The sequence below is a fragment of the Streptomyces sp. NPDC028289 genome, from assembly GCF_055565975.1.
In genome coordinates this window covers 255903-279598 of record NZ_JBVHTI010000001.1, presented here as the reverse complement: position 1 = coordinate 279598, position 23696 = coordinate 255903, and the positions used below count along the sequence as shown (strand labels likewise).

The following is a 23696-nucleotide window of genomic DNA, read 5'->3' as shown; positions in this document are numbered from 1 at the left end:
GATGAGCGGAATCTGCGCGGGCCGGGTCGTCGTCGTCACCGGCGCCGGGCGCGGGCTCGGCCGGGCCCACGCGCTCGCCTTCGCCGCCGAGGGCGCCCGGGTCGTCGTCAACGACCTCGGCGTCGGCCTCGACGGCGGGCCGGGGAAGGACAGCCCGGCCGGGGCCGTCGTGGACGAGATCCGGGCGGCCGGCGGCGAGGCGGTGGCCCACGGCGGCGACATCGCGACGGACGCCGGTGCCGAGTCGCTGGTGGCGGCGGCCCTGGACGCGTACGGCCGCCTCGACACCCTCGTCAACAACGCCGGCTTCCTGCGCGACCGCATGCTCGTCAACCTCGGTGAGGACGACTGGGACGCGGTCATGCGGGTGCACCTCAAGGGCCACTTCCTGCCGCTGCGGCACGCGGCCGCGCACTGGCGGGCCGAGGCCAAGGCGGGCCGCACCCCGGTGGCCCGGATCGTCAACACCAGCAGCGGCGCGGGCCTGCTGGGCTCGGTCGGGCAGGGCAACTACAGCGCCGCCAAGGCCGGCATCGTCGGTCTCACCCTGGTCGCGGCGGCCGAACTGGCCCGCTACGGCGTCCAGGTCAACGCCATCGCCCCGGCCGCCCGCACACGGATGACCGAACGGGCCTTCGCCGCGACCATGGCCGCCCCCGGCGCCGGCTTCGACGCCATGGCCCCCGGGAACGTCTCCCCGCTCGTGGTCTGGCTGGGCTCCGCCGCGAGCACCGGAGTCACCGGGCGGGTGTTCGAGACGGAGGGCGGCCGGATCACCGTCATGGAGGGGTGGCGCCCTGGTCCGACCGCCGACAAGGGGGCCCGGTGGACCCCGGCGGAGGCGGGGGAGACGGCGCTGAAACTGCTGGCCGAGGCGGAGGCGCCCGGGGCGGTGTACGGGGCGTGAGACGGGGGGCGGGGTCTGGCGGGGTCTAGGTGTCGCACTCCAGTACCGTCCGGCACAGTGAGCACCGCGCCCGGACCCGGCCCCGTACCGGCACCCTGATCCGCTGGTGGCAGGTCGGGCACGGGAACGAGACCCGCAGCCGGCCGCCGCTGTCGGGGGTGAAGGCGTAGGAGGCACCGGGCTGCGGAGGCGGCGCGCCGGGGGCGTGGCGGCGGTCCCGGGCGTAGCGGCGGCGGCCCGCCCATCCGGCAGCGGTCAGCGGCGGCTGCTCCTCGTCCTGGCGGGCCCGGGCCATGCCCTTCTGGTAGGCCGTGTAGGCCTGCGGGCTGGTGAACCACACCGACGGGTCCTCGTGGAAGACGAGGGCGCGCTTGGCCAGCACGTAGCCGAACTCCTCAGGGGTGAGGTAGCCGAGCTTCTGGGACGCCTCGCCGTGCTCCCGGTAGGCGTCCAGGAGCAGCCAGCCGGCCCCGAGGTAGGTGGTCGCCGTGTCCGTGAGGATCTCGTTCTCCCGGACGCCCGGGAAGGAGAGGTCCAGGCGGTGCAGGTAGACGTGCATCACCTCGTGGGCGAGGGCCGCGCCGATGTCCCTGCGGTGGGTGCGGAAACGGTCGTTCAGCTCGATGAAGTACTCGGGGCCCGCGGTGAGTTCGACGTTCGCCGCGTGGGTCATGTCCTTGAAGCCGACGATCATGCGGGCGTCGGGCAGGCGGAAGTGCCGGACCAGCTCGCGGGCGACGCGGTGTGAGCCGAGGTGGAGGTCGTCGGTGTCGCAGAACGCGACGTCGGCGGGGAGGACGCTGGTGGCGAAGGTCTGGACGGTGTCGTACGACAGCCGTCGGTACAACGCCGTGATGGCGGCCCGCACGGTGTCCAGGTGCGGGTAGCCGTGTTCCACCGGGCCGCCGTTCGCCACGTCCCTTACCCCCACAGACGTCGCCGGAGCTGTCTTTCACAGTATGCGGGGGATGGGGGAAATCGGGGGGCGGAGGGTTGTTCGGACACCGCGGGCCGGTGGGGGTTGTTCGCGCAGTTCCTCCCCCAGCCTTCGGCCGGGGGTACCCCCAGCGCCCCTAAAGGGGCGCCAGGCGCGCCGTTCCTTGATCAGTGCCCTGGAGCTCCAGGACCCAGACCTCGTTCTCGCCCTCCTTCAGGATCGGGCCGGGGACGTACAGCGACTCCTGTGGGCCCGCCGACCAGTACCGGCCAAGGTTGAAACCGTTGATCCAGACGAAGCCCCGGGTCCAGCCGGGCAGTTCCAGGCGGGCGTCACCAGCCCCGCGCACCGTCAGCGTGCCCCGGTACAGGCCCGGCGCGCCCTCCTCCGAGAGCGGACCGAAAGACACCTCGTCCACGCCCCCCTCGAACGCGTCCAGGTCGAGTCCACGCGCGCGTACCCCGTGCAGGAACTGGCGTTCGTGCAGGATGCCCCCGGTGATGCCCTTCGGCTCGCCCGAGCGCGGGCCGTAGTTGACGCGGCCGAGGGACTCCACCCAGAGCTCCACGCGCGCGGGGCCGGCGACCGGCTTCTTGAGCTGGGGTTCCTCCTCGGTGAGGACCCCGGCCCGCTCGCCGTCGACGTACACGACCGCGAGGTCGCGCAGGCCACGCGCGGTCAGCGGGTACGGCTGCCGCGGGCCCGGCACGTCCACCTCGTAGCGGACCAGGCCCCGGGCGATGTCCAGCTCCTCGAAGGTGGGCGGGACCGGGTGGACCCGTTCGGGGGTGCCGAGGGTCTCCAGGACGCCGGTGAGGGGGGTCCAGGCGGTCACCTGCACGTCCGTCGGTGAGGCCAACGGGGGCGGTGTCGGGGGCAGTTCGGGCAGCGGGGCGTCGTGGTACCCGGCGAGGACCTCGCGGAAGCGCCAGAACTTCTCCGTGGGGCGGCCGTACTCGTCGATCGGGGCGTCGTAGTCGTACGACGTCACGTCCGCCTCCAGCGGGCCCTCGTGCAGCTCACCGCCGGGGCGGTTGGCGCCCGCCCAGCCGGCGAAGTTGGTACCGCCGTGCGCCATGTAGACGTTGACCGAGGCCCCGCACTCCAGGATCTCCCGCAGCGCCGCCGCCGCGTCCTCGGCGTCCCGCACGACGTGCTCGCCGCCCCAGTGGTCGAACCAGCCGCACCAGAACTCCATGCACATCAGCGGGCCGTGCGGCTGGTGGCGGCGCAGGGTCTCGAAGGCCTCGCGCGCGTGCGAGCCGAAGTTCACCGTCGCGAGCAGCCCGGGGACCGAGCCGCCGGTCAGCATGTGGTCCTCGGGGCCGTCCGAGGTGACCAGCGGCACCGTGACGCCCTCGGCGCGCAGCAGGTCGGTGAGGTGGGCCAGGTAGGCGGTGTCGGAGCCGTAGCTGCCGTACTCGTTCTCGACCTGCACCATGATCACCGGGCCGCCTCGGTCCAGCTGCCGGGACACGACCTCGGGCAGCAGCCGGCGGAACCAGCGGTCCGTGTACCGGAGGAACCGCTCGTCACGCGTGCGTGCCGACGCGCCCAGCTCGCCCGTCACCCAGTGCGGCAGCCCGCCGTTCTCCCACTCCGCGCAGATGTACGGCCCCGGCCGCACGATCGCCCACAGGCCCGCCTCCCGCGCCGCGTCCAGGAAGCGGCCGAGGGCCTCGACGTCGCGGAAACCGCCGGGGTGCGGCTCATGCAGGTTCCAGGGGACGTACGTCTCCACGCAGTTCAGCCCCATGGCGCGCAGCAGCGCCAGCCGGTGGCCCCACTGCTCCTCGTGCACCCGGAAGTAGTGCAGCGCGCCGGACAGCAGCCGTACCGGCCGGCCGTCCAGCAGGAAATCCGTTTCGCCCACCGTGAAGTCGCTCATACGCTCACCTTGGCCTGCTGGCGTGCGCCGAGACCATGGACAAAGATCAGCAGCACTTGGACGGAAGAGACGCACGGAAGGGGCGCGCAGTGCCGCAGGGAGCGCCGGTCTTCCGCACCTGGATGCGGTTCTTCACGCCCGGCGCCGTCCACCACCGGCTCGGCCTGGTCTGTCTCGGTGTCGGTCTCCAGCACGGCGCGGTGCCCGCCGTCGGACCGCGCGTGCTGGACGGGCACGTCGCCGTGGTGATCAGCGCGGGCCGGGGCTGGTACCGGATGCCCGACGGGCGCCGTACCACCGTCACCGCGCCCGCGCTGGTGTGGCTCACGCCCGGCGTCCCGCACCACTACGGCCCCGACCCGGACAGCGGCTGGGACGAGGCGTTCGTGACCTTCGCCGGACCCGACACCGCGACCTATACGGAGCTCGGCTACATCGAGCCCGAGCGGCCCGTGGTGCCGCTCGCGGACGCCACCGGCCCCCGGGACGTCATCGCCCGTATCGCCCGCGCCGCCCGCCGTGGCAACCCCCTCCTGGAGGTCGAGACCGGCGCCGCCGTGCACGAGCTCCTCGTCGCCCTGCGACGCGCGCGTGCCGACCTCGCCCCCGACGGCGACCCGATGCTGCACGCGCTCGCCCGGGACGCCTGCACCGGGATGACCGTCGCCGACCACGCGGCCCGGCACGGTATGACCCCGGCCGAGCTGCGCACCGCCGTCCGCCGGGTCGCCGGGTGCAGCCCCAAGGACTACCTGATCGGCATCCGCCTCGGCCGCGCCCAGGAACTCCTCGCCACCACCGAACTGTCCGTCGCCGCCGTCGCCCGCCGCGTCGGCTACGACGATCCGGCCTACTTCTCCCGCCTGTTCACCCGCCGGGTCGGCACGGCCCCGGTGCGCTTTCGCGCCCAGCAGAGCCGGGTCGTGCCCGACGACTGGAACGAGGGCCTCCAGGAGGACGGCGAACCGGGTCCGCCGGTGGCCGAACCCGCCGACGGCCCTTAGGGATCACCCCGTCGCCCCCCTTAGGGTTGACGCCCATGACCACCAGCAACACCGGTACCGGTGACGTCGACCCCGCCGTCCGCGAGGAACTCGGCCGGCTGCGCGACAGCATCGACAACATCGACGCGGCCGTCGTCCACATGCTCGCCGAGCGCTTCAAGGCCACCCAGCAGGTCGGCCACCTCAAGGCGGTCCACCGGCTGCCCCCGGCCGACCCGGCCCGCGAGGCCCGGCAGATCGCCCGGCTGCGCGCCCTCGCCGAGAACGCCAAGCTCGACCCCGCCTTCGCCGAGAAGTTCCTGAACTTCATCATCGCCGAGGTGATCAGGCACCACGAGTCCATCGCCGAGGACACCGTGAACGGCCGGGAGACGGACGGGCACTGATCCGGCCGACCGCAGTACGCCTCGAAGAGCGTCCGGCACCACAGGGGGACCCCGTGCGGTGACGATCACCGCAGGGCGACCCCCGCGCGGTGACGCGGCGCTCGAACAGGCGCTCCAGGCGCAGAGGGGGCGCCCATCAGCGCCGTCTCGCGCCACCTCACGACCCCGGGCCGGACATATGCCGCGTACCGCTCCCGCCCCTGTGCGTTGTCGTTGTCATCAGGCAGCATGGCCCGCATGTCCGTACTGACTCGCGACGAAGCGCAGAGCCGCGCCGAGCTCCTCGACGTCCACCGCTACACGATCGACCTCGACCTGACCACCGGGGACGAGACCTTCGACTCCCGAACCGTGATCCGGTTCACGACCCGGTCCGACGGCGACACCTTCGTCGAGATGAAGCCCGCCACCCTGCGCGCCGTCACCCTCGACGGACAGCCCCTCGACCCCGAGACGCTGGACCAGGACCGGCTGCCCCTGAAGGACCTCACCGCCGGGGAGCACGAGCTGCGCGTCGAGGCCACCATGCGCTACTCGCGCACCGGCGAGGGCATGCACCGCTTCACGGATCCCACGGACGACCAGACGTACGTGTACACCCAGCTGTTCATGGACGACGTGCAGCGCGTCTTCGCCGCCTTCGACCAGCCCGACCTGAAGGCCGTCTTCGAGCTCTCCGTGACCGCCCCCGAGGGCTGGACGGTGCTCGCCAACGGCGTCACCGAGCACCTCGGCGAGGGCCGCTGGCAGGCCGCCGCCACCCCGCTGATCTCCACCTACCTGGTCGCCGTCGCCGCCGGCCCCTGGCACTCGGTGCGCACCGAGCACCGCGGACTGCCCTTCGGCATCCACTGCCGCCGCTCGCTGGCCCCGCACCTCGACGCCGACGCCGAGGAGATCCTCGACATCACGCGCGCGTGCTACGACCGCTACCACGAGAAGTTCGAGGAGCCCTACCCCTTCGACTCCTACGACCAGGCGTTCGTCCCCGAGTTCAACGCCGGCGCCATGGAGAACCCGGGCCTGGTCACCTTCCGCGACGAGTTCGTCTACCGCTCCGCCGTCACCGACACCGAGCGGCAGACCCGCGCCATGGTCATCGCCCACGAGATGGCCCACATGTGGTTCGGCGACCTCGTCACCCTCAGGTGGTGGGACGACATCTGGCTGAACGAGTCCTTCGCCGAGTACATGGGCTACCAGACCCTCACCGAGGCCACCCGCTACACCGACACCTGGGTCGACTTCGGGGTGGCCCGCAAGGCCTGGGGCTACGACGCCGACCAGCGCCCCTCCACCCACCCGGTCGCCCCCGAGGCCGTCGACGACACCGCCGCCGCCCTGCTCAACTTCGACGGCATCTCCTACGCCAAGGGCGCCTCCGCGCTGCGCCAGCTGGTCGCCTGGATGGGCGAGAAGGACTTCCTCGCCGGCATCAACATCCACTTCCAGCGGCACCGGTTCGGCAACGCCACCCTCGCCGACTTCATCGACTCCCTCGCCGCCGCCACCGAACGCGACGTGCACGCCTGGGCCGACACCTGGCTGCGCACCACCGGCGTCGACACCCTCACCCCGGTCCTGGACACCGCGGCCGACGGCACCCGCACCCTCACCGTCGAGCGCACCGGCAGCCGCCCGCACCGCATCTGCGTCGGCGTCTACGACCAGGACCTCGCCGACGAGGGCCGGCTCACCCTGCGCGAGCGCATCGACCTCGACATCCCGCAGGCCGCCCCGCAGGTCCTCGGCAAGCGCCCCGCCCTGCTCGTGCTCAACGACGGCGACCTGACCTACGCCAAGGTCCGCTTCGACGCCGAGTCCGCCGCCACCGTCCGCGCCCACCTGTCGGGCGTGCCCGACCCGCTGACCCGCGCGGTGGTCTGGAACGCCCTGCGGGACGCGGTCCGCGACGGCGAGCTGCCGCCCGCCGCCTACCTGGAGACCGCCCGCGCCCATCTCCCGCACGAGACCGACCTCGCCCTCGTCCAGGGTGTCCTGGCCTTCACCGCCGTCCACGTCGTCGACCGGTACCTCAGGCCGGAGGACCGCCCCGCCGCCCTCGCCACCGTCTCCGCCCTGTGCCGCGACTTCATCCGGCGCACCGAGGACGGCGACAACCCCGGGCTGCGCCTGATCGCCGTACGGCACTTCATCGCCGCCGCCGCCCACCCCGACACCATCGCCGCCTGGCTCGCCGAGGGCACCGTGCCCGGCGGACCCGAGCTCGACCCCGAGCTGCGCTGGCGCATCATGACCCGGCTCGCCGTCCTCGGCGCCGTCGACGAGGGCCGGATCGCCGCCGAACTGGCCCGCGACCCCAGCGCCAGCGGCCAGGAGGGCGCCGCGCGCTGCCGGGCCGCGCTGCCCGACCCCGAGGCCAAGCGCACGGCCTGGGAGGCGATGTTCACCGGCGACGAGCTGTCCAACTACCTGTTCACGGCCACCGCCGAGGGCTTCTGGCACCCCGAACAGGCCGACCTGGTCCGCGACTACGTGCCGCGCTACTACCAGGACGCGGTCGCCGTCGCCGCCCGGCGCGGCCCCCGCATCGCCACGGTCACCGGCCGGCAGGCCTTCCCCGCGCACGCCGTCGACGCCGAGAACCTCGCCCTCGGCCGGGCCTGCCTGGCCGACGCCGAGCCGGTGACGGCCCTGCGCCGCCGCCTGGTCGACGAACTGGACGACCTGGAAAGGGCGTTGCGGGTCCGCGAGGCATAGGGCCGCGGACGCACGACGACACGGGCACGGCCGGTCCGCAATCACGATGCGGGGACCGGCCGCCGCTCCTAGGCTCGGTGCCGGAGAAGCACCTGAGACCCAGGGAGAGACCCGTGATCGTAGTCACCGGTGCCACCGGCAACGTCGGCCGCGCCCTCGTTACACGCCTCGTCGCCGACGGACAGCCCGTGCGAGCCCTCACCCGCGCCCCGGAGACGGCCGGCCTGCCCGACAAGGCCGAGGTGGTGCGGTTCCGGGCGGACGACCCGGCCCCGCTGCTCGCGGGGGCGACCAAGCTCTTCCTGTACGTCCAGGGAGCCGGCGGGCGGCTACCCGAACTCCTCGCCGCCGCCCGCACGGCCGGGGTGCGCCAGGTCGTCCTGCTCTCCTCCGGGATCATCCGGGAGGGCGCCGACGAGACCCACCCCATCCACGTCATGCACGCCACCGCCGAGCGGCAGATCCGCGACAGCGGGCTCGCCTGGACGTTCCTGCGCCCCAACGCGTTCGCCACCAACGCCCTCCAGTGGGCGCCCCAGATCCGCGCAGGCGACACCGTGCACGGCGTCTTCGCCGGCATGCTCACCGCACCCATCCACGAGGACGACATCGCCGCGGTCGCCGAACGCGCCCTCCTCGACGACGGCCACGAGGGCGCCGCGCACCGCCTCACCGGCCCCGCCGCCACCACCAACACCGACCAGATCGCCGCGATCGGGCGGGCCGTCGGCCGCGAGCTGACCTTCGTGGAGGTGCCGCCTCAGGAGGCTGCCCCGCTGTTCCCGGGGACCCCGCCGGAGTTCCTCCAGGGCCTGCTGAAGACCTTCGCGGCCACCGTCGGCGTGCCGCCGGAGATCACCGGTACGGTCGAGGAGATCACCGGCCGCCCGGCCCGCACCTTCGGGCAGTGGGCCGCCGACCACGCGGCCGACTTCCGCCCGTGAAGTCCTTGCCTCCCCGACCGGCCCCGTCAGCCCGCGGACAGCCGCAGTTCCGCCCGGCGCACCCCGCCCTCCCGCGGCCCCGCCCGCCGGTTCCCCACCTCCGCCGTCCGGGACGTCTCCGCGCCCAGCGTGAAGCCCAGGCGCTCCAGGAAGCACTCCCCGGAGCGCCAGCCCGGCGGCACCGACGCCGTCACCAGGGACACCCCGTCGGCATGCGCGAGCAGCGACTCGGCCAGCGCCCGCCCGAGGCCCCGGCCCCGTGCCCAGGGCGCCAGCAGGAACAGCCCCACCGCGACCGCGCCGGGCGCCGGATGGTTCCGTACCGCGTCCACCAGGCCCGAGACGACCCCGTCCCGCTCCAGCACCAGCAGCACCTTGTCGTCGGGTTCGGCGCCCTCGGGCAGCCCGTAGAACAGGCTCTGCACGTCGCCCGGCCCCGACGGCAGCCCGGTCGCCGCCACGAACCAGTCCTCGCAGGCCGCGAAGAGGTCCAGCAGCGGCGCCTCGTCCGCGGGCCGCGGCTCCCGCACCAGCACCCGCTCACCGGGCACGTCGATCATCCACGCGTCAACCACGCGACCGACGTTAACCCCGGTCAGCCACGGTCTCAACGCCCTTTCACCGCTTGCTCCGACGCGCCCCGGGCGCACCGCCCCGACAGGTTTTCCCCGCACGGCAGTACCCACTTTCGGGTTTCGATCGTTGAGCTTTGGGGGCGCGCAGACCCAATCCCGTACAAGCTGGAACTCCCCCCGCGGACAACCCCTTTCGGCCGGCGCCCCGAGGAGATCCCATGAGCACGCCGCCTCTCGCATCCGGACCCCAGGGCCCCGACGCCCTGCGGCCTCTGCTGGACACCGTGCTCGACGCGCTGCGCGAGGGCGGCCGGGCGCGCGGCGGACCGCTGCCCGCGGGCGGACCGGAGGCGGTGGCCGAGCGGGTCGCGGAGGCGGTGGGGGACGTCCTCCCGGACGACGGCGACCCCGACGCCCTGCGCACCCTGGTGGCCGCCCTCGCCGAGGGCGCCGCCGACCCCGCAGACCCGCTGTGCGCGGCGCATCTGCACTGCCCGCCGCTGGCCGTCGCCACCGCCGCCGACCTCGCCGCGAGCGCCCTCAACCCGTCCCTGGACTCCTGGGACCAGGCCCCGGCAGCCGCCGCCCTGGAAGCCCTGGTCACCCGCACCCTGGCCCACACCATCGGCCTCTCCGACGCGGTGGTCACCACCGGCGGCACCGAGTCCAACCAGCTCGCGCTGCTCCTGGCCCGCGAAGCCCTCGGGAGCGGCCTCCGGCTGGTCTGCGGGGACAACGCCCACCACTCGCTGCCCCGCGCCGCCTGGTTGCTCGGCCTGCCCGACCCCGTCGTGGTCCCCGCCCCGAACGGCACCCTCGACCCGGCCGCCCTGCACGCCGCCCTCACCCACCTGCCCCGGCCGCTGCTGGTCGCCGCCACCGCCGGCACCACCGACGCCGGGCTCATCGACCCGCTCCCCGAGATCGGCGGGCTCTGCGCCGCCCACGGCGCCCGGCTGCACGTCGACGCCGCCTACGGGGGCGGCCTCGCCTTCAGCGACCGGCACCGGGAGAAGCTCGCCGGTCTGGAACGCGCCCACACCGTCACCCTCGACCTGCACAAACTCGGCTGGCAGCCGGTCGCCGCAGGCCTCCTCGCCGTCGCCCGGCCGGGCGAGCTCGGCGTCCTCCACCACCACGCCGACTACCTCAACGCCGGCGACGACACCGAGGCCGGCTACCCCGACCTGCTCGGCCGCTCCCTGCGCACCACCCGGCGCCCCGACGTCCTCAAGATCGCGGTCACCCTCAAGACCCTGGGCCGCACCGGACTCGGCGCGCTGGTCGACCAGGTGTGCGCACGCGCGCGGGAGTTCGCCGCCCTGGTCCGCGAGCACCCCGCCTTCGAGCTCTACGACCGGCCGGACATCAGCACGGTGCTGTTCCGTCCCACCGGAGCCACCGACGACGACGTCGCCGACGTACGGCGCAGGCTGCTGCACGACGGCCGGGCGGTACTCGGCCGGGCCCGGCTCGACGGCCGGCTCTGGCTCAAGGCCACCCTGCTCAACCCCCACACCCGGCCGGACGAACTGGCCCTCCTCCTGAAACTCGTGGAAGGAACCACGCTGCAATGAGTTCGACGCCCATCCCCCCACGCCACGAGCCCGAAGCACCCCGCGACCTGGTCGGCGTCGGCATCGGACCGTTCAACCTCTCCCTCGCCGCACTTGCCCACCCGCTCGCCGAACTCGACGCCGTCTTCTACGAGCAGCGTCCGGGCTTCGACTGGCACGCCGGGCTGCTGATCGACGGCGCCACCATCCAGGTGCCGTTCCTCGCCGACCTGGTGACCCTCGCCGACCCCGCGAACCCCTGGTCGTTCCTCAACTACCTCAAGGCCCGCGACCGGCTCTTCCCCTTCTACTTCGCCGAGCGCTTCCACATCCGGCGCGCCGAGTACGACGCCTACTGCCGCTGGGTCGCCGAGAGCCTGCCCGGACTGTGCTTCTCCCACCAGGTCGACGCCGTCCGCTGGAACTCCGAACGCGACCTGTTCGAGGTCGACTTCACCCGGCTCGACGCCGAGGGCGAGGCCGAGTCGCTCGGCCGTACGTACACGAGGAACGTCGTGCTCGGGGTCGGGACCGTCCCCTACGTGCCCGATCCGCTCAGGCCCCTCGTGGAGTCCCCGGGCGTCCCGGTCATCCACGCGGCCGACTACCTCGACCACCGCGAGGCCTTCCTCGCCGCCGAGCACGTCACCGTCGTGGGCTCCGGGCAGTCCGGCGCCGAGGTCTTCCTCGACCTGCTGCGCAACAGGCCCGAAGGCCGCGAGAAGCTGCACTGGATCGGGCGCGGCGAGGCCTTCGCGCCCATGGAGTACTCCAAGCTCGGCCTGGAGCACTTCACCCCCGACTACACCCGCTACTTCCACGCCCTCACCGAACCCGTCCGGGACCGGCTCGTCTCCGCCCAGTGGCAGCTGCACAAGGGCATCGACGCCGACACCATCGCCGCCATCCACGACGAGCTGTACCGCCGCACGCTGCACGGCGGCTGGCCCGAAGCCGTCCTGACCCCCGGTGTCCAGGTCCGCACGGCCGGACGCGTCGCCACCACCAAGGTCGAGCTCCACCTCGAACACGTCCAGCAGGGCAGCCGCTCCCGGCTCACCACCGACGCCGTCGTGCTGGCCACCGGCTACCGCGAGCGCCCCCTCGGCCGTCTGCTCGCCGGGCTCGACCCCTACCTGCGCCGGGACAACAGCGAACGCCCGCGGGTGGACGAGCGGTTCCGGCTGGTCCTCGACCCGTCGGTGACCGGAGCGGCGTACGTCCAGAACGCCGAACTCCACACCCACGGCGTCGGCGCCCCGGACCTGGGCCTGGCCGCCTGGCGCAGCGCCACCATCCTCAACACCCTCACGGGCAAGGACCCCTACCCGCTGCCCGCGCGCACGGCCTTCACCAGCTTCGGCCTGGAGCGGCCGGAGGAGCGGGTCCCGGCGCAGCAGCAGCCGAGGCAGCTCACTCCGCTGGTCGACTGAGCGCTTCGCCGGCCGATCCCGGGGGCGCCGGTCCGGGGACCGGCGCCCTTCGGGACCGGTCAGAACACCGGCGTGCCGTCGCGGGTGAGCTTCCAGTCCGCCGACGCGAAGTCCTTCGGGTCCAGGACGCCCTTGGCGGTGACCCACTCCGCGATCCGGGTGCGGATCTCCGTCGACTCCGACCACAGCTCCTTGGCCGAGGCGACGTGGGGGAACGCGCCGCCGCCGTTGGCGCGGTAGTTGTTCACCGCGAGCACGAACTGCGCGGCGTCGTCGAGGGCGGCGCCGTCGTAGGTCAGGTTCTTGATCCGCGAACCTGCCGCCTGCGCGATGTCGATGTCGTACCGCAGGCCCGAGACGTAGTCGTAGTTGTAGTCCGGACGGCCGTTCGCGTTGGTCAGCTTCTCCACGTCGACCGCCGCGTCCGCCGCCGTCCGCACGTAGTACTCCGCCGAGTACTCCAGGTACGCGCGGATCTGCGCGCCCGTCATCACCTTGGCGACCAGCGTGTTGTCGTACACGTACAGGCTCGACAGGTCCCGGATGGTCACGTTGCCGGCCGGGATCTCGGAGGTCCGCGAGAACGGCGAGGCCTGCGCGAGCACCGGCAGCGACGCGTACTCCGTGCCCGCCAGAGCCGCCTTGACCACGTCCTCCTGGACCTTGGTGATCAGGTCGATGATCGGGGCGTCCCGGTAACGGGCCTCGACCGTGGTGAGGGTCTCCGTCGCGGTGCCGACCACCTGGTTGACGTACGCCACGACCTTGGCGTGCTCGTCCTCCAGGAGCCGGGTGATCTTCGGGTCGTCGGCGACCGTGTTGGAGTTCAGCAGCGAGGCCGCGACCGACTCCACCTCCCACCCACCCTTGCCGAACACCAGCTCGATGTCGAAGAGGGAGAGGCGCTCGGCGTAGCACAGCGGCTCGGAGAGGACGACGGTCTTGCCGGTGGCCTCGTTGACGACCTTCAGTTCGGGGATCTCCACGTGCGCGTGGCCGACCAGGATGGCGTCGATGCCGGGCACCTGCCTGGCGACGTTGGCGGCGGCGTTCTCGACGTACGGCACCTGGTCCCCGTAGGAGGACGTGCCCGAGGAACCCGAGTGGGCCGAGACCACGACCACGTCCGCGCCCAGCGCCTTCAGCTTCGGCACCCACTTCGCGGCCTGCTCCTCCAGACCGGGGAAGGCCAGCCTGCCTTGGACGTAGGCCTTGTCCCAGATCGCGATGCCCGGGTTGGTCAGGCCGAGGACGGCGACCTTGACCGGCGGGGCGCCCGGGACGTGGAACTTCTTGATGAAGTACGGCGGGAAGGCGGGCTTCAGGGTCTTCGCGTCGACCGCGTTGGCACCGAGCAGCGGGAAGTGCAGCTGGTCCTCGAACCTGCGGAGCGTCTCGATGCCGTAGTTGAACTCGTGGTTGCCGAGCGCCGCCGCGTCGTACCCGATCGCGTTCATGGCCTGCGCCATCGGGTGCACCGGGCCGCCCTTGGCGGTGATCGGGTCGACCTTGGCGTAGTAGTACGTCAGCGGGGTGCCCTGGATGGTGTCACCGGCGTCCAGGAGCAGGGTGTTGTGGCGGCCCTTCGCCTTGCGCACCTGGTCGACCAGGGTCGAGATGCGCGCCAGGCCCATCGCGTTGCCGGCCTTGTCGGAGTACTCCGCGTCCTTGAAGTAGTCCCAGTTGAAGACGTGCCCGTGCAGGTCGGTGGTGCCCATGACGGTGAGGGAGTACCGGCGGGGGTGCCGGGCCGGCCGTACCGACGCCTGTGCCGGGGCCGCCGCCGCGCCGGCGATCGCCACGCCCGCTCCGGTCGCGGCGGACTTCTCCAGGAACTTCCGACGGTTCAAGGGCATCTTTTGGTCTCCTCGTGATTCGGTCAACGACGCGCGTAGATTCTGACCTGGGCATGACCGCCGACAACAGGCCTGGGAGGTTTCGATCTGATGACCTGAACACGCCGTATTCAACAAGTGCGAGATGCTCATAGGAGCGGGGCGCCGCACATTCAACACTTGTCAATAGGCCTTCACGCAAAGGTTGTTGGGTCGTCATGTGCGACCGATTCTCTACCCGCCGGTAAGGCCTAGGCTCGAACCATGCGCCGAGCAAAGATCGTTTGTACTCTGGGGCCCGCCACCGACTCGTACGACCAGATCAAGGCCCTGGTCGAGGCCGGAATGGACGTCGCCCGATTCAACCTCAGCCACGGCAGCTACGCCGAGCACGAGGAGCGCTACCAGCGGGTGCGCAAGGCCTCCGACGAGACCGGTCGCAGCGTCGGGATGCTCGCCGACCTTCAAGGCCCGAAGATCCGGCTCGGCCGCTTCACCGAAGGCCCCGTACTCCTCGAACGCGGTGACACCTTCGTCATCACGGTGGAGGAGGGCGCCAAGGGCGACCGGCACCAGTGCGGGACGACGTATACGGGTCTGGCGGGTGACGTCACCCCCGGTGAGCGCGTCCTCGTCGACGACGGCAAGGTCTGCCTGGAGGTCACCCGCGTCGACGGTCCCCGGGTGCACACCACGGTGGTCGAGGGCGGCATGGTCTCCGACCACAAGGGCCTCAACCTCCCCGGCGTCGCCGTCTCCGTCCCCGCCCTGTCCGGCAAGGACGAGGCCGACCTGCGGTGGGCGCTGCGCACCGGCTTCGACGTGATCGCCCTGTCCTTCGTCCGCAACGGCCGGGACATCGAGGACGTCCACCGCATCATGGACGAGGAGGGCCGCCGCCTCCCGGTGATCGCCAAGGTCGAGAAGCCGCAGGCCGTCGAGAACATCGACTCCATCGTGGCCGCCTTCGACGGCATCATGGTCGCCCGCGGCGACCTGGGCGTGGAGATGCCGCTGGAGCAGGTGCCGATCGTCCAGAAGCGCGCCGTCAAGCTGGCCAGGCGCAACGCCAAGCCGGTCATCGTCGCCACCCAGATGCTCGACTCGATGATCGAGAACTCGCGCCCCACCCGCGCCGAGGCCTCCGACGTCGCCAACGCGGTCATCGACGGCACGGACGCGGTGATGCTCTCCGGCGAGACCAGTGTCGGCAAGTACCCGATCGAGACCGTCCGCACCATGGCGAAGATCGTCGAGGCGGCCGAGGAGGACATCCTCGCCAAGGGCCTGCCGCCGCTGACCGAGAGCAACAAGCCCCGCACCCAGGGCGGCGCGGTCGCCCGGGCCGCCGCCGAGATGGGCGACTTCCTGGGCGCGAAGTTCCTGGTCGCGTTCACCCAGTCGGGAGACACCGTCCGCCGGCTCTCCCGCTACCGCTCGCCGATCCCGCTGCTCGCCTTCACCCCGGATCCGGCCACCCGTTCCCAGCTCAACCTCACCTGGGGCGTCGAGACCTTCCTCGGCCCGCACGTCGACTCGACGGACAAGATGGTCGACCAGGTCGACGAACTTCTGCTGAAGTACGGCCGCTGCGAGCAGGGCGACATCGTGGTCATCACGGCGGGCTCCCCGCCCGGTGTCTCCGGCTCCACCAACATGGTCCGGGTTCACCACATCGGTGAGGACGACAGCCCCAAGTAACGTGCGAAGGGCCCCTCCGGCCGGCGAGAGGCCCTTCAGCCACACAATTACGCGACCTTGGAATCCAAGGAAAAGTGCCCCGGGTCGGACTCGAACCGACACTGTACGGGTTTTGAATCCGTTGCCTGCTGCCAATTGGGCTACCGGGGCTCGAAGAATCCAAGGTGAACCCTGACCCTCCGCGCGTCCACCATACCGTAGCTAGGTAGGCTCTTGTCAGCAGTACCCCTGCCCTGAACGAGGAGCCCCCGTGACCGCCGCCGAGTCGCCCCAGCCAGTCGACGCACCCGACGACAAGTCGCACGTGCCTCCGCTGACGACCCGTGTCGTCATCGCCGAGGACGAGGCCCTGATCCGGCTCGACCTGAAAGAGATGCTGGAGGAGGAGGGGTACACGGTCGTCGGCGAGGCGGGCGACGGCGAACAGGCCGTCGAGCTGGCCCGCGAGCACCGCCCCGACCTGGTCATCCTCGACGTCAAGATGCCCAAGCTCGACGGCATCTCGGCGGCCGAGAAGATCGCCGCGGAGTCCATCGCCCCGGTCCTGATGCTCACCGCCTTCTCGCAGCGCGACCTCGTGGAGCGGGCCCGGGACGCCGGCGCGATGGCGTACCTGGTCAAGCCGTTCAGCAAGAGCGACGTCGTCCCGGCGATCGAGATGGCCGTCTCCCGCTTCAACGAGCTGCGGCAGCTGGAGAAGGAGGTCGCCGACCTCACCCTGCGCCTGGAGACCCGCAAGCTCGTCGACCGCGCGAAGTCCGTCCTTCAGACCGAGTACGGCCTGACCGAGCCGGCCGCGTTCCGCTGGATCCAGAAGACGTCGATGGACCGCCGCATGTCGATGCAGCAGGTCGCGGAGGCGGTCATCGCGGACAGCGAGGAGAAGAAGTCCGGCAAGGGCTGACCCGCACCGTACGAACGCCAAGGCCCGCGCCCCGGAGAAGGGGGCGCGGGCCTGCGCTTTTTTGGGGGCGCGGGGAACTGCGCGACCAGCCCCCACCGACCGTCAGCCGACCGACGACCTAGTCCTCGCCCAGATAGGCCTTACGAACCGACTCGTCGTGCAGCAGATCCTGCCCACTGCCCGACAGCACGATGTTGCCGACCTCCATCACATGCCCCTGGTCGGCCAGCGACAGCGCCGCCTGCGCGTTCTGCTCGACCAGCAGAATCGTCGTCCCCTGCGACTTCAGCTCCAGGATCGTCGCCATGATCTTCTGCATCATGATCGGCGACAGCCCCATCGACGGCTCGTCCAGCATCAGCAGCTTCGGCTGGGACATCAACGCCCGCCCCATCGCCAGCATCTGCTGCTCACCGCCCGAGAGGGTGCCCGCGGCCTGCTTGCGCCGCTCGCCCAGGATCGGGAAGAGGTCGTAGGCGCGCTGGATGTCCTTCTCGATGCCCGCCTTGTCCTTCCGGAGGAACGCACCGAGCTGCAGGTTCTCCGCGATGGTCAGGCGGGGGAAGATGTGCCGGCCCTCGGGGGAGTGGGCGAGCCCGAGCGCGACGATCTTGTGCGCCGGGACCCCGCCGAGCGGCTTGCCGTCGAAGACGACCTTCCCCGAGGAGGGCTTGAGCAGCCCCGACAGGGTACGCAGGGTCGTCGTCTTGCCGGCGCCGTTGGTGCCGATGAGGGTCACGACCTGACCGGCCTCGACGCTGAACGAGATGCCCTTGACGGCCTCGATCTTGCCGTAGGCGACCCTGAGGTCCTCGACCTCCAGCAGTGCGGTCACTGGGCCTCTCCCTTGGTGGTGCTGTCCGCCTCGGTGCTCTCCGCGCCGGCGTCCTCCGTGTCGGTGGCCGGGGCCGCGTCGGCGCTCCGGTCCTCCGCGGCGGCCTCCGCGGCCTCGACGTCGGCCGCCTCCGCCGCCCCGGGGTCGCCCTCGAAGGGCTCGCCCAGATAGGCGGCGATGACCCGGTCGTCCGCCTGTACGACGTCGGAGGTGCCCTCGACGAGCTTCTCGCCCTGGACGAGGACGGCCACCCGGTCGCACAGGTTGAAGATGAAGCGCATGTCGTGCTCGATGACGAGGACGGCGATGCCCTTGTCCCGGATGGCGAAGACCAGTTCCTCGGTGGCCCGGGTCTCCTGCGGGTTCATGCCGGCCGTCGGCTCGTCGAGCAGCAGCAGGCCCGGTTCGCTGGCCAGTGCGCGGGCGATCTCCAGCTTGCGCTGTTCGCCGTAGGGCAGGTTGCGCGCCAGGTGGTCGCGCTTGGCGGCCAGGCCGATGAACTCCAGGAGCTCCATGGCCTTCGCCTCGGACTCCTTCTCGGCCTTGCGGAAGCCGGGACCGCGCAGCAGCGCGGACCACAGGCCCTCCTTGGTCCGCGTGTGGCGGCCCACGAGGACGTTCTCCAGGACGGTCATGTTGGCGAAGAGCCGGATGTTCTGGAACGTCCGGGCGATGCCAGCCTGCGTCACCAGGTGCGGCTTGGGCGGCAGCACCTTGCCCTGGTAGGAGACCGTGCCCTCGGTGGGCACGTACAGGCCGGTGAGGCAGTTGAAGAAGGTGGTCTTGCCGGCGCCGTTCGGGCCGATCAGGCCGACGATCTCGCCGCTGTTGACCGTGAAGTCCACGGACCGGACGGCGGTCAGACCACCGAAGCGCATCGTGACGTCACGGGCTTCGAGTACAGGTGTCGTCATGGTTCCTTACGCCCCTGCCTTGGTGACGGCCGGATCGTCGCTCAGTGTCGCCTGTGCCGGTACGTCGAGCTGGCCGGTCTCGTGGAACTCCAGCTGGCGGCGGCGGTTGGCGATGATGCCCTCCGGCCGGAACCGCATCAGCAGGATCAGCGCGACGCCGAAGGCGAACAGCTCGTAGTTCTGCAGGAACTGGAGCTTCTCCGGGACCAGGTAGAGCACGCTCGCGCCGAGCAGCGGGCCGCTGACGGTGCCCATGCCGCCGAGGACGACGGCGGCCAGCAGGAAGGCCGAGTTGGGCGGAGCGGCGCCGGCGAACTGGTACGGCTGCGGGTTCACGCTGTAGTTGACGTGCGCCATCACGGTGCCGGCGAGGCCCGCGAGGGAGGCGCCGAGGGCGAAGGCGATCAGCTTGACGCGGAAGCCGTTGATGCCCATGGCGGTGGCGGCGGTCTCGTCCTCGCGGATGGCGATCCAGGAGCGGCCGATACGGGAGTCGGCGGCGCGGGTGAAGACGAGCACGACGATCGCCGTGACGATGAGCATCAGGAACAGGTAGTTGGCGAACCGACCCAGGGTGTGCCCGAGGACGTCGTGCGACTCGCCCAGGTTGAACCCGAAGATGTTCAGGTCCGGGATCTGGGTGATGCCGTTGGGGCCGCGGGTGATGTTCGGTCCGGAGTCGCCGTCCAGGTTGTTGACGGTGATGCGGAAGATCTCACCGAAGCCGAGTGTCACGATGGCCAGGTAGTCGCCGCGCAGCCGCAGGGTCGGCGCGCCGATCAGCACACCGAAGACCAGCGAGGCGGCCATGCCGGTGAGGGCCGCGGCCCAGAACGGGAAGTGCACACCGGAGAACCGGGAGTACTCCGAGCCGGAGACCAGGGCGGCCGCGTAGGCGCCGACGCCGAGGAACGCGACGTAACCGAGGTCCAGCAGACCGGTCAGGCCGACCACGATGTTCAGGCCCAGGGCGACGGTGGCGAAGATCAGGATGTTCACGCCGACGTTGGCGTTGTGGTCGTCGTTCTGGGTGAAGGGGAAGATCACGGCCGCGACGAAGGCGAGCGCCGAGGCGAATCCCTTGTGGTGCGCGGCGGTGGTCGCGAAGCGGTCGACCAGGCCGGTGTGCATCAGGCCCCAGGCGGCGAAGACGAGCAGCAGCAGGTAGCCGATGAAGGTCTCGCTGGCGTCGTTGTCGATGCCGATGCCGTAGGAGAAGGCCAGCAGGCCGAGCGCGACGCCGACCGTGAGGACGAGGCGCTCGACGAGCGGCGACGCCTTGCCGGGAGCGGGCAGCTGAGGCTTGGTCAGGTAGCCGCGGAAGCCGGTGCCCGGCGCCGGGTGGGGCAGGGCGAGGGCGCCGGCGACGGGCAGCGCGGAGGCCGCCATCGCCACGTAGGCGCCCGGGTCGAGGTTGACCAGGCCGCCGAGGTCGACGGCGATGGCGATGCCGGTGAACCAGCAGACGGCGAACGCCGACAGGGCCGTCAGGAAGACCGGGGAGGTGGCGCCCGCCGGGTTCAGCCAGCGCAGCCACTTGACGTCCCACAGGGTCAGCCCGAACAGCAGGGTGAGGGCGCCGCCCACGAGGGCGAGGATCTGCAGGCCGGCCGGGTAGCCGTAGACCGTCAGGTCGCCGGGGAAGTCGGACGTCCAGGTCCAGCTCATGAAGGTGCTGGCGATGGTGCCCACGGCGCCCACGACGACGAGCAGCCGGGCGACGGACAGCGGCAGCGGGACCGGCCCGTGCTCCTGTGCGGCGGGGGAGTTGATGGTGTCGGTCATGCTGCTCACGCCCTGTCCGCGACGCGTTCGCCGAGCAGACCCTGTGGTCTGAAGAGGAGTACGAGGATCAGCAGGACGAAGGCCCACACGGAGGCCCAGCCGCCGCCGCCGAGCTGCTGCATGCCGGGGATGTTGGCGATGTACGCGGTGGCCATGGCCTCCGCGATACCGAGGACGAGACCGCCGAGCATGGCGCCGTAGATGTTGCCGATGCCGCCGAGAACGGCCGCGGTGAACGCCTTCAGACCGGCGATGAAGCCCATGTCGTAGGAGACGGAGCCGTACTTGAGACCGTAGGAGACACCGGCGACGGCCGCGAAGAAGCCGCCGATCGCGAAGGCGATGACGATGATGCGGTTGGTGTCGATGCCCATCAGCTGGGCGGTGTCCGGGTCCTGGGCGGTGGCCTGCATGGCGCGGCCGGTGCGGGAGAGCCGGACGAACAGGGCGAGGACCGCCATGCACAGCGGGGCGGCGATGATCAGGAAGATGTCACCGCTCTGCACGGTCACGGAGCCGATGTGCAGCGGGCCGAACGGCAGTTGCGGGAAGACCCGGGCGGTCTTGGCGTCGCCGTCGATGTGGTACCAGTTGAAGACCGCCTGCTGCAGGGCGAGCGACAGGCCGATCGCGGTGATCAGTGGCGCGAGGCGTGGCGCGCCGCGCAGCGGACGGTAGGCGAAGCGTTCGGCTCCGACGGCGATGAGAACGGCGACGAGTGCACCGCCGATGAGCATCGCCGGCAGGGCTACCCACATGGATATGCCGTCCGGCAGGAGAAGGTAGACCGTGAGGGCGCCGAAGCCTCCGGTCATGAAGATCTCGCCGTGGGCGAAGTTGATGAGCTGGACGATGCCGTACACCATCGTGTAGCCGATGGCGATCAGACCGTACATCGAGCCGAGGAACAGCCCGTTGGCCAGCTGCTGCGGCAGGGTGTTCACCGCATGGCCTCCATGTGGTGGGGAGAGTCAGGGGGGCGGTAGAGGGCGGGCCGCGCGGTGACGGTGGTCTGCGCCGCGCGGCCCTGGTACTGCTCTGTGCTTCGGCCGGTTACTTCGGGGTGGCCACGCCGCTCTGGACCGACTTCCACGCACCGCTGACGACCTTGTAGACGGTCAGCTGCTTGTTCGTGGTGTCGCCGTACTGGTCGAACGCGATCTTGCCGGAGATGCCGTCGAAGGTGTTCTTCTGGACGGCGTCGACGATCTGGGAGCGGGCGTCGTCCGGGATCTTGCCGTCCTTCACGACGGAGCCGATGGCCTTGATGATCGCGGTGGTGGCGTCGTAGGAGTACGAGCCGTAGGTGCCGTAGTCACCGGGGTACTTCTTGGCCTTGTAGGTGGCCACGAAGTCCTTGGCGGCGGGCAGGGTGTCGACCGGGACGCCGATCGACGTGGCGAGGTCGCCCTCGGCGGACTTGCCGGCGGTCTTGATGTAGGTGTCGCTGAAGATGCCGTCGCCGCCGAACAGCGGGATGTTGGCGCCCGCGGCCTTGAGCTGCTTGGTCAGCACCTGGGCCTCGTCGTACTGGCCGCCGTAGTAGAGGATGTCGGCGCCGGAGTTCTTGATCTTGGTGACCAGGGTGGAGAAGTCACGGTCGCCGGTGTTGACGTGGTCGGTCCCGATGACCTTGCCACCCTGCTTGACGAACTGCTCCGAGAAGATCTTCGACAGACCGGCGCCGTAGGTCTGCTTGTCGTCGACGACGAACGCCTTCTTCTTCTTGGCGCCGTTGTACGCGTAGTCCGCCGCGTAGGCGCCCTGCAGGGCGTCGGTGGTCGCGGTGCGGAAGTACGTCTTGAACGGACGGGACGGGCTGGTCTGCCAGTTCTTGCCCATCGTCAGCTCGGGGTTGGTGTTGGACGGCGAGATCTCCACCAGGTTGGCGGTGGCGAAGACCTGCTGCATCTGCGTGGCCACACCGGAGTTGAGCGGGCCGACGACGCCGAGCACCGTCTTGTCCGAGACGAGCTGGGTGGCGTTCTGCTGGCCGGTGGCCGGAATCGCCTTGTCGTCCAGCGCCTTGATCTTGAAGGTGACGCCCGGGACGGTCTTGTTCTTGTTGGCGTCGTCGACGGCGATCTGGGCGCCGTACTGGATGCCGAGACCCGTGGCGGAGTTCTGGCCGGTCAGCGGGGCGTCGACGCCGATCGTGACCGTCACGTTGCCGCTGTCGCCGCTCTTGCTGTTGTCGTCGCGGGAGCCGCAGGCGGTGAGGGTCAGGGCTCCGGTGGTCAGCACGGAGGTAAGAATCACCAGAGAACGCTGTCGCACAATCGATCCTTTCCGCGGGCATGCGCCCCCTCGCAGGGAACGACGGGTGCCGCGCCGGTACCGAACTCCCTATGGAGCGGTGACTGGCCGTGACTCTAAGCGCGGGTGAGGAACGGGGAGGAGTGCTTGTCGAAGGCTGTGACGCTCTTGTTATGACACGAGGTAATGCAGAGCGGTACATCGTGGGGGGAAAGCAGGAATTGAGCCCGATTCGCCCCGTCCGCATTCTGAGAACCTGCAGGACCCGGCATGATCCGTTCAGGCGTCTCGACGGTTTTGGCCATGACGCCCGGCCGTTGCTGTGGGCGACTTTCGGGGAGGGTGGGAGACGCGACGGGACCCGGGAACTGGGGTGAAACAGCGAATGTGGATTACACGCGTATTACGTAGAGTTACGCCAAGGAAAGAAAGTCAAGCCTTCGGAACTTTTTCGCATTTCCCGGCGGGGTGGCCGGCGGTGCCGTCGGCCGTTCACTGCCCTCCCTGCCGCTCTCTTACCGGGCGCTGACCTCGGCATGCGGCGCCGAGGTCCTTCGTCCCGCCGGGGGTGCGGGTCAGGCGCCGGCGCCCCGGACCTGGGCCTCGTCGCCCGGGCGCACGTCACGCAGCAGGCAGGTCAGGCGCGCGCTGCACACCCGCCGGCCCTCCTCGTCGCTGATCACGATCTCGTACGTCGCCGTGGACCGACCCCGGTGGACGGGCGTGGCCACGCCGGTGACCAGACCGGAGCGGGCCCCGCGGTGATGCGTGCAGTTCAGGTCGACACCGACCGCGATCTTCGAACTGCCGCCGTGCAGCATCGAACCGACCGAGCCCAGGGTCTCCGCCAGCACCGCGCTTGCACCGCCGTGCAGCAGCCCGTACGGCTGGGTGTTGCCCTCCACGGGCATGGTGCCGACGACCCGTTCCGCCGAGGCCTCCACGATCTGCACGCCCATACGGTTGCCGAGGTGGCCCGCCGAGAACAGGGCCCGCAGGTCGATGCCGAGCGAGGCGTACTCGTCGATGACCTCCTGCGGGAACTTCACGTGCTGCTGCTCGCCCATGGGCCGGCTCCGTTCGTCGTGCGGCTGTCTCTCCCGACTGAGCAAACG

Annotated in this window: 19 protein-coding genes and 1 tRNA gene; 9 read left to right on the top strand and 11 right to left on the bottom strand. The window is 71.0% G+C overall.

All coding sequences use genetic code 11. The annotated features are described in order from the left end of the window. Position 1 precedes the first annotated feature (1 nt). Entirely contained in the window at positions 2–907 is a 906-nt protein-coding gene (locus ACZ4UV_RS01295) for an SDR family oxidoreductase (RefSeq protein WP_451021158.1), read from the top strand. 25 nt (positions 908–932) lie between these two features. Here ACZ4UV_RS01295 and ACZ4UV_RS01290 read toward each other — a convergent pair whose 3' ends face one another. After that, positions 933–1823, bottom strand: coding sequence for a hypothetical protein (locus ACZ4UV_RS01290; RefSeq protein WP_451021157.1), 891 nt, complete (start codon positions 1821–1823; stop codon positions 933–935). 157 nt (positions 1824–1980) lie between these two features. Further along, positions 1981–3732, bottom strand: a complete 1752-nt coding sequence (locus tag ACZ4UV_RS01285; protein ID WP_451021156.1) for a glycoside hydrolase family 35 protein — start codon at positions 3730–3732, stop codon at positions 1981–1983. A 122-nt stretch (positions 3733–3854) separates the two neighbouring features. Between ACZ4UV_RS01285 and ACZ4UV_RS01280 the strand changes: the two genes are divergently transcribed. From ACZ4UV_RS01280 to ACZ4UV_RS01265, 4 genes are all read left to right on the top strand, one after another. Continuing rightward, positions 3855–4736 (top strand): helix-turn-helix domain-containing protein, encoded by an 882-nt coding sequence (locus tag ACZ4UV_RS01280; protein WP_390038658.1) that lies wholly within the window; start codon positions 3855–3857, stop codon positions 4734–4736. 35 nt (positions 4737–4771) lie between these two features. Then, entirely contained in the window at positions 4772–5122 is a 351-nt protein-coding gene (locus ACZ4UV_RS01275; RefSeq protein ID WP_351489409.1) for a chorismate mutase, read from the top strand. Positions 5123–5359: 237 nt separating this feature from the next. Beyond that, positions 5360–7843, top strand: coding sequence for an aminopeptidase N (gene pepN / locus ACZ4UV_RS01270; protein ID WP_467835202.1), 2484 nt, complete (start codon positions 5360–5362; stop codon positions 7841–7843). A gap of 113 nt (positions 7844–7956) precedes the next feature. Further along, positions 7957–8787, top strand: a complete 831-nt coding sequence (locus ACZ4UV_RS01265; RefSeq protein WP_390038213.1) for an NAD(P)H-binding protein — start codon at positions 7957–7959, stop codon at positions 8785–8787. 26 nt (positions 8788–8813) lie between these two features. Here ACZ4UV_RS01265 and ACZ4UV_RS01260 read toward each other — a convergent pair whose 3' ends face one another. After that, entirely contained in the window at positions 8814–9362 is a 549-nt protein-coding gene (locus tag ACZ4UV_RS01260; protein ID WP_351489401.1) for a GNAT family N-acetyltransferase, read from the bottom strand. Positions 9363–9580: 218 nt separating this feature from the next. Here ACZ4UV_RS01260 and ACZ4UV_RS01255 point away from each other — a divergent pair, with 218 nt between their 5' ends. Then, entirely contained in the window at positions 9581–10939 is a 1359-nt protein-coding gene (locus ACZ4UV_RS01255) for a pyridoxal phosphate-dependent decarboxylase family protein (protein ID WP_451018831.1), read from the top strand. Beyond that, positions 10936–12351: a lysine N(6)-hydroxylase/L-ornithine N(5)-oxygenase family protein gene (locus ACZ4UV_RS01250; RefSeq protein WP_451018830.1), complete on the top strand. Its 1416-nt coding sequence runs from the start codon at positions 10936–10938 to the stop codon at positions 12349–12351. The genes ACZ4UV_RS01255 and ACZ4UV_RS01250 overlap by 4 nt, the downstream gene beginning before the upstream one ends. 59 nt (positions 12352–12410) lie before the next feature. On the opposite strand, the gene ACZ4UV_RS01245 is transcribed toward ACZ4UV_RS01250, so the two are convergent. Beyond that, a complete protein-coding gene (locus ACZ4UV_RS01245; protein WP_467835197.1) occupies positions 12411–14207 on the bottom strand; it encodes a bifunctional metallophosphatase/5'-nucleotidase in 1797 nt (598 codons plus the stop codon). A 243-nt stretch (positions 14208–14450) separates the two neighbouring features. Here ACZ4UV_RS01245 and pyk point away from each other — a divergent pair, with 243 nt between their 5' ends. Next, positions 14451–15887, top strand: a complete 1437-nt coding sequence (pyk, locus tag ACZ4UV_RS01240) for a pyruvate kinase (protein ID WP_467835194.1) — start codon at positions 14451–14453, stop codon at positions 15885–15887. A gap of 75 nt (positions 15888–15962) precedes the next feature. Here the strand turns inward: pyk and ACZ4UV_RS01235 are convergent. Next, positions 15963–16037, bottom strand: a tRNA-Leu gene (locus ACZ4UV_RS01235). A 100-nt stretch (positions 16038–16137) separates the two neighbouring features. Here ACZ4UV_RS01235 and ACZ4UV_RS01230 point away from each other — a divergent pair. Further along, positions 16138–16791 carry an ANTAR domain-containing response regulator gene (locus ACZ4UV_RS01230; RefSeq protein ID WP_390038223.1) on the top strand — a complete coding sequence of 218 codons (654 nt, stop codon included), beginning with the start codon at positions 16138–16140 and terminating at the stop codon, positions 16789–16791. Between the two features lie 118 nt (positions 16792–16909). Here ACZ4UV_RS01230 and ACZ4UV_RS01225 read toward each other — a convergent pair whose 3' ends face one another. The 6 genes from ACZ4UV_RS01225 to ACZ4UV_RS01200 all read right to left on the bottom strand — a co-directional run bounded on the left by ACZ4UV_RS01225 (position 16910) and on the right by ACZ4UV_RS01200 (position 23648). Further along, positions 16910–17626 carry an ABC transporter ATP-binding protein gene (locus tag ACZ4UV_RS01225; RefSeq protein WP_351489386.1) on the bottom strand — a complete coding sequence of 239 codons (717 nt, stop codon included), beginning with the start codon at positions 17624–17626 and terminating at the stop codon, positions 16910–16912. Next, the gene (locus tag ACZ4UV_RS01220; protein ID WP_467835190.1) at positions 17623–18540 is read right to left on the bottom strand and encodes an ABC transporter ATP-binding protein; all 918 of its coding nucleotides are present in this window, start codon (positions 18538–18540) and stop codon (positions 17623–17625) included. The genes ACZ4UV_RS01225 and ACZ4UV_RS01220 overlap by 4 nt, the downstream gene beginning before the upstream one ends. A 6-nt stretch (positions 18541–18546) precedes the next feature. Continuing rightward, on the bottom strand, positions 18547–20325 hold the full coding sequence (locus ACZ4UV_RS01215; RefSeq protein ID WP_467836448.1) for a branched-chain amino acid ABC transporter permease: 1779 nt from the start codon (positions 20323–20325) through the stop codon (positions 18547–18549). 5 nt (positions 20326–20330) lie between these two features. Beyond that, positions 20331–21269, bottom strand: a complete 939-nt coding sequence (locus ACZ4UV_RS01210; RefSeq protein WP_351489380.1) for a branched-chain amino acid ABC transporter permease — start codon at positions 21267–21269, stop codon at positions 20331–20333. A gap of 109 nt (positions 21270–21378) precedes the next feature. Beyond that, complete coding sequence (locus ACZ4UV_RS01205) at positions 21379–22587, bottom strand: branched-chain amino acid ABC transporter substrate-binding protein (protein WP_451018834.1); 1209 nt, start codon at positions 22585–22587, stop codon at positions 21379–21381. 569 nt (positions 22588–23156) lie between these two features. Then, positions 23157–23648: a PaaI family thioesterase gene (locus tag ACZ4UV_RS01200; RefSeq protein ID WP_451018826.1), complete on the bottom strand. Its 492-nt coding sequence runs from the start codon at positions 23646–23648 to the stop codon at positions 23157–23159. Positions 23649–23696: the final 48 nt, after the last annotated feature.

Excerpts from the sequence above, each read along its gene's own strand:
- ACZ4UV_RS01200 (WP_451018826.1), bottom strand. The coding sequence starts at position 23,648 with ATGGGCGAGCAGCAGCACGTGAAGTTCCCGCAGGAGGTCATCGACGAG.
- ACZ4UV_RS01275 (WP_351489409.1), top strand. The coding sequence starts at position 4,772 with ATGACCACCAGCAACACCGGTACCGGTGACGTCGACCCCGCCGTCCGC.
- ACZ4UV_RS01295 (WP_451021158.1), top strand. The coding sequence starts at position 2 with ATGAGCGGAATCTGCGCGGGCCGGGTCGTCGTCGTCACCGGCGCCGGG.
- ACZ4UV_RS01215 (WP_467836448.1), bottom strand. The coding sequence starts at position 20,325 with ATGACCGACACCATCAACTCCCCCGCCGCACAGGAGCACGGGCCGGTC.
- ACZ4UV_RS01255 (WP_451018831.1), top strand. The coding sequence starts at position 9,581 with ATGAGCACGCCGCCTCTCGCATCCGGACCCCAGGGCCCCGACGCCCTG.
- pepN (WP_467835202.1), top strand. The coding sequence starts at position 5,360 with ATGTCCGTACTGACTCGCGACGAAGCGCAGAGCCGCGCCGAGCTCCTC.
- ACZ4UV_RS01245 (WP_467835197.1), bottom strand. The coding sequence starts at position 14,207 with ATGCCCTTGAACCGTCGGAAGTTCCTGGAGAAGTCCGCCGCGACCGGA.
- ACZ4UV_RS01285 (WP_451021156.1), bottom strand. The coding sequence starts at position 3,732 with ATGAGCGACTTCACGGTGGGCGAAACGGATTTCCTGCTGGACGGCCGG.
- ACZ4UV_RS01280 (WP_390038658.1), top strand. The coding sequence starts at position 3,855 with ATGCGGTTCTTCACGCCCGGCGCCGTCCACCACCGGCTCGGCCTGGTC.
- ACZ4UV_RS01250 (WP_451018830.1), top strand. The coding sequence starts at position 10,936 with ATGAGTTCGACGCCCATCCCCCCACGCCACGAGCCCGAAGCACCCCGC.
- ACZ4UV_RS01220 (WP_467835190.1), bottom strand. The coding sequence starts at position 18,540 with ATGACGACACCTGTACTCGAAGCCCGTGACGTCACGATGCGCTTCGGT.
- pyk (WP_467835194.1), top strand. The coding sequence starts at position 14,451 with ATGCGCCGAGCAAAGATCGTTTGTACTCTGGGGCCCGCCACCGACTCG.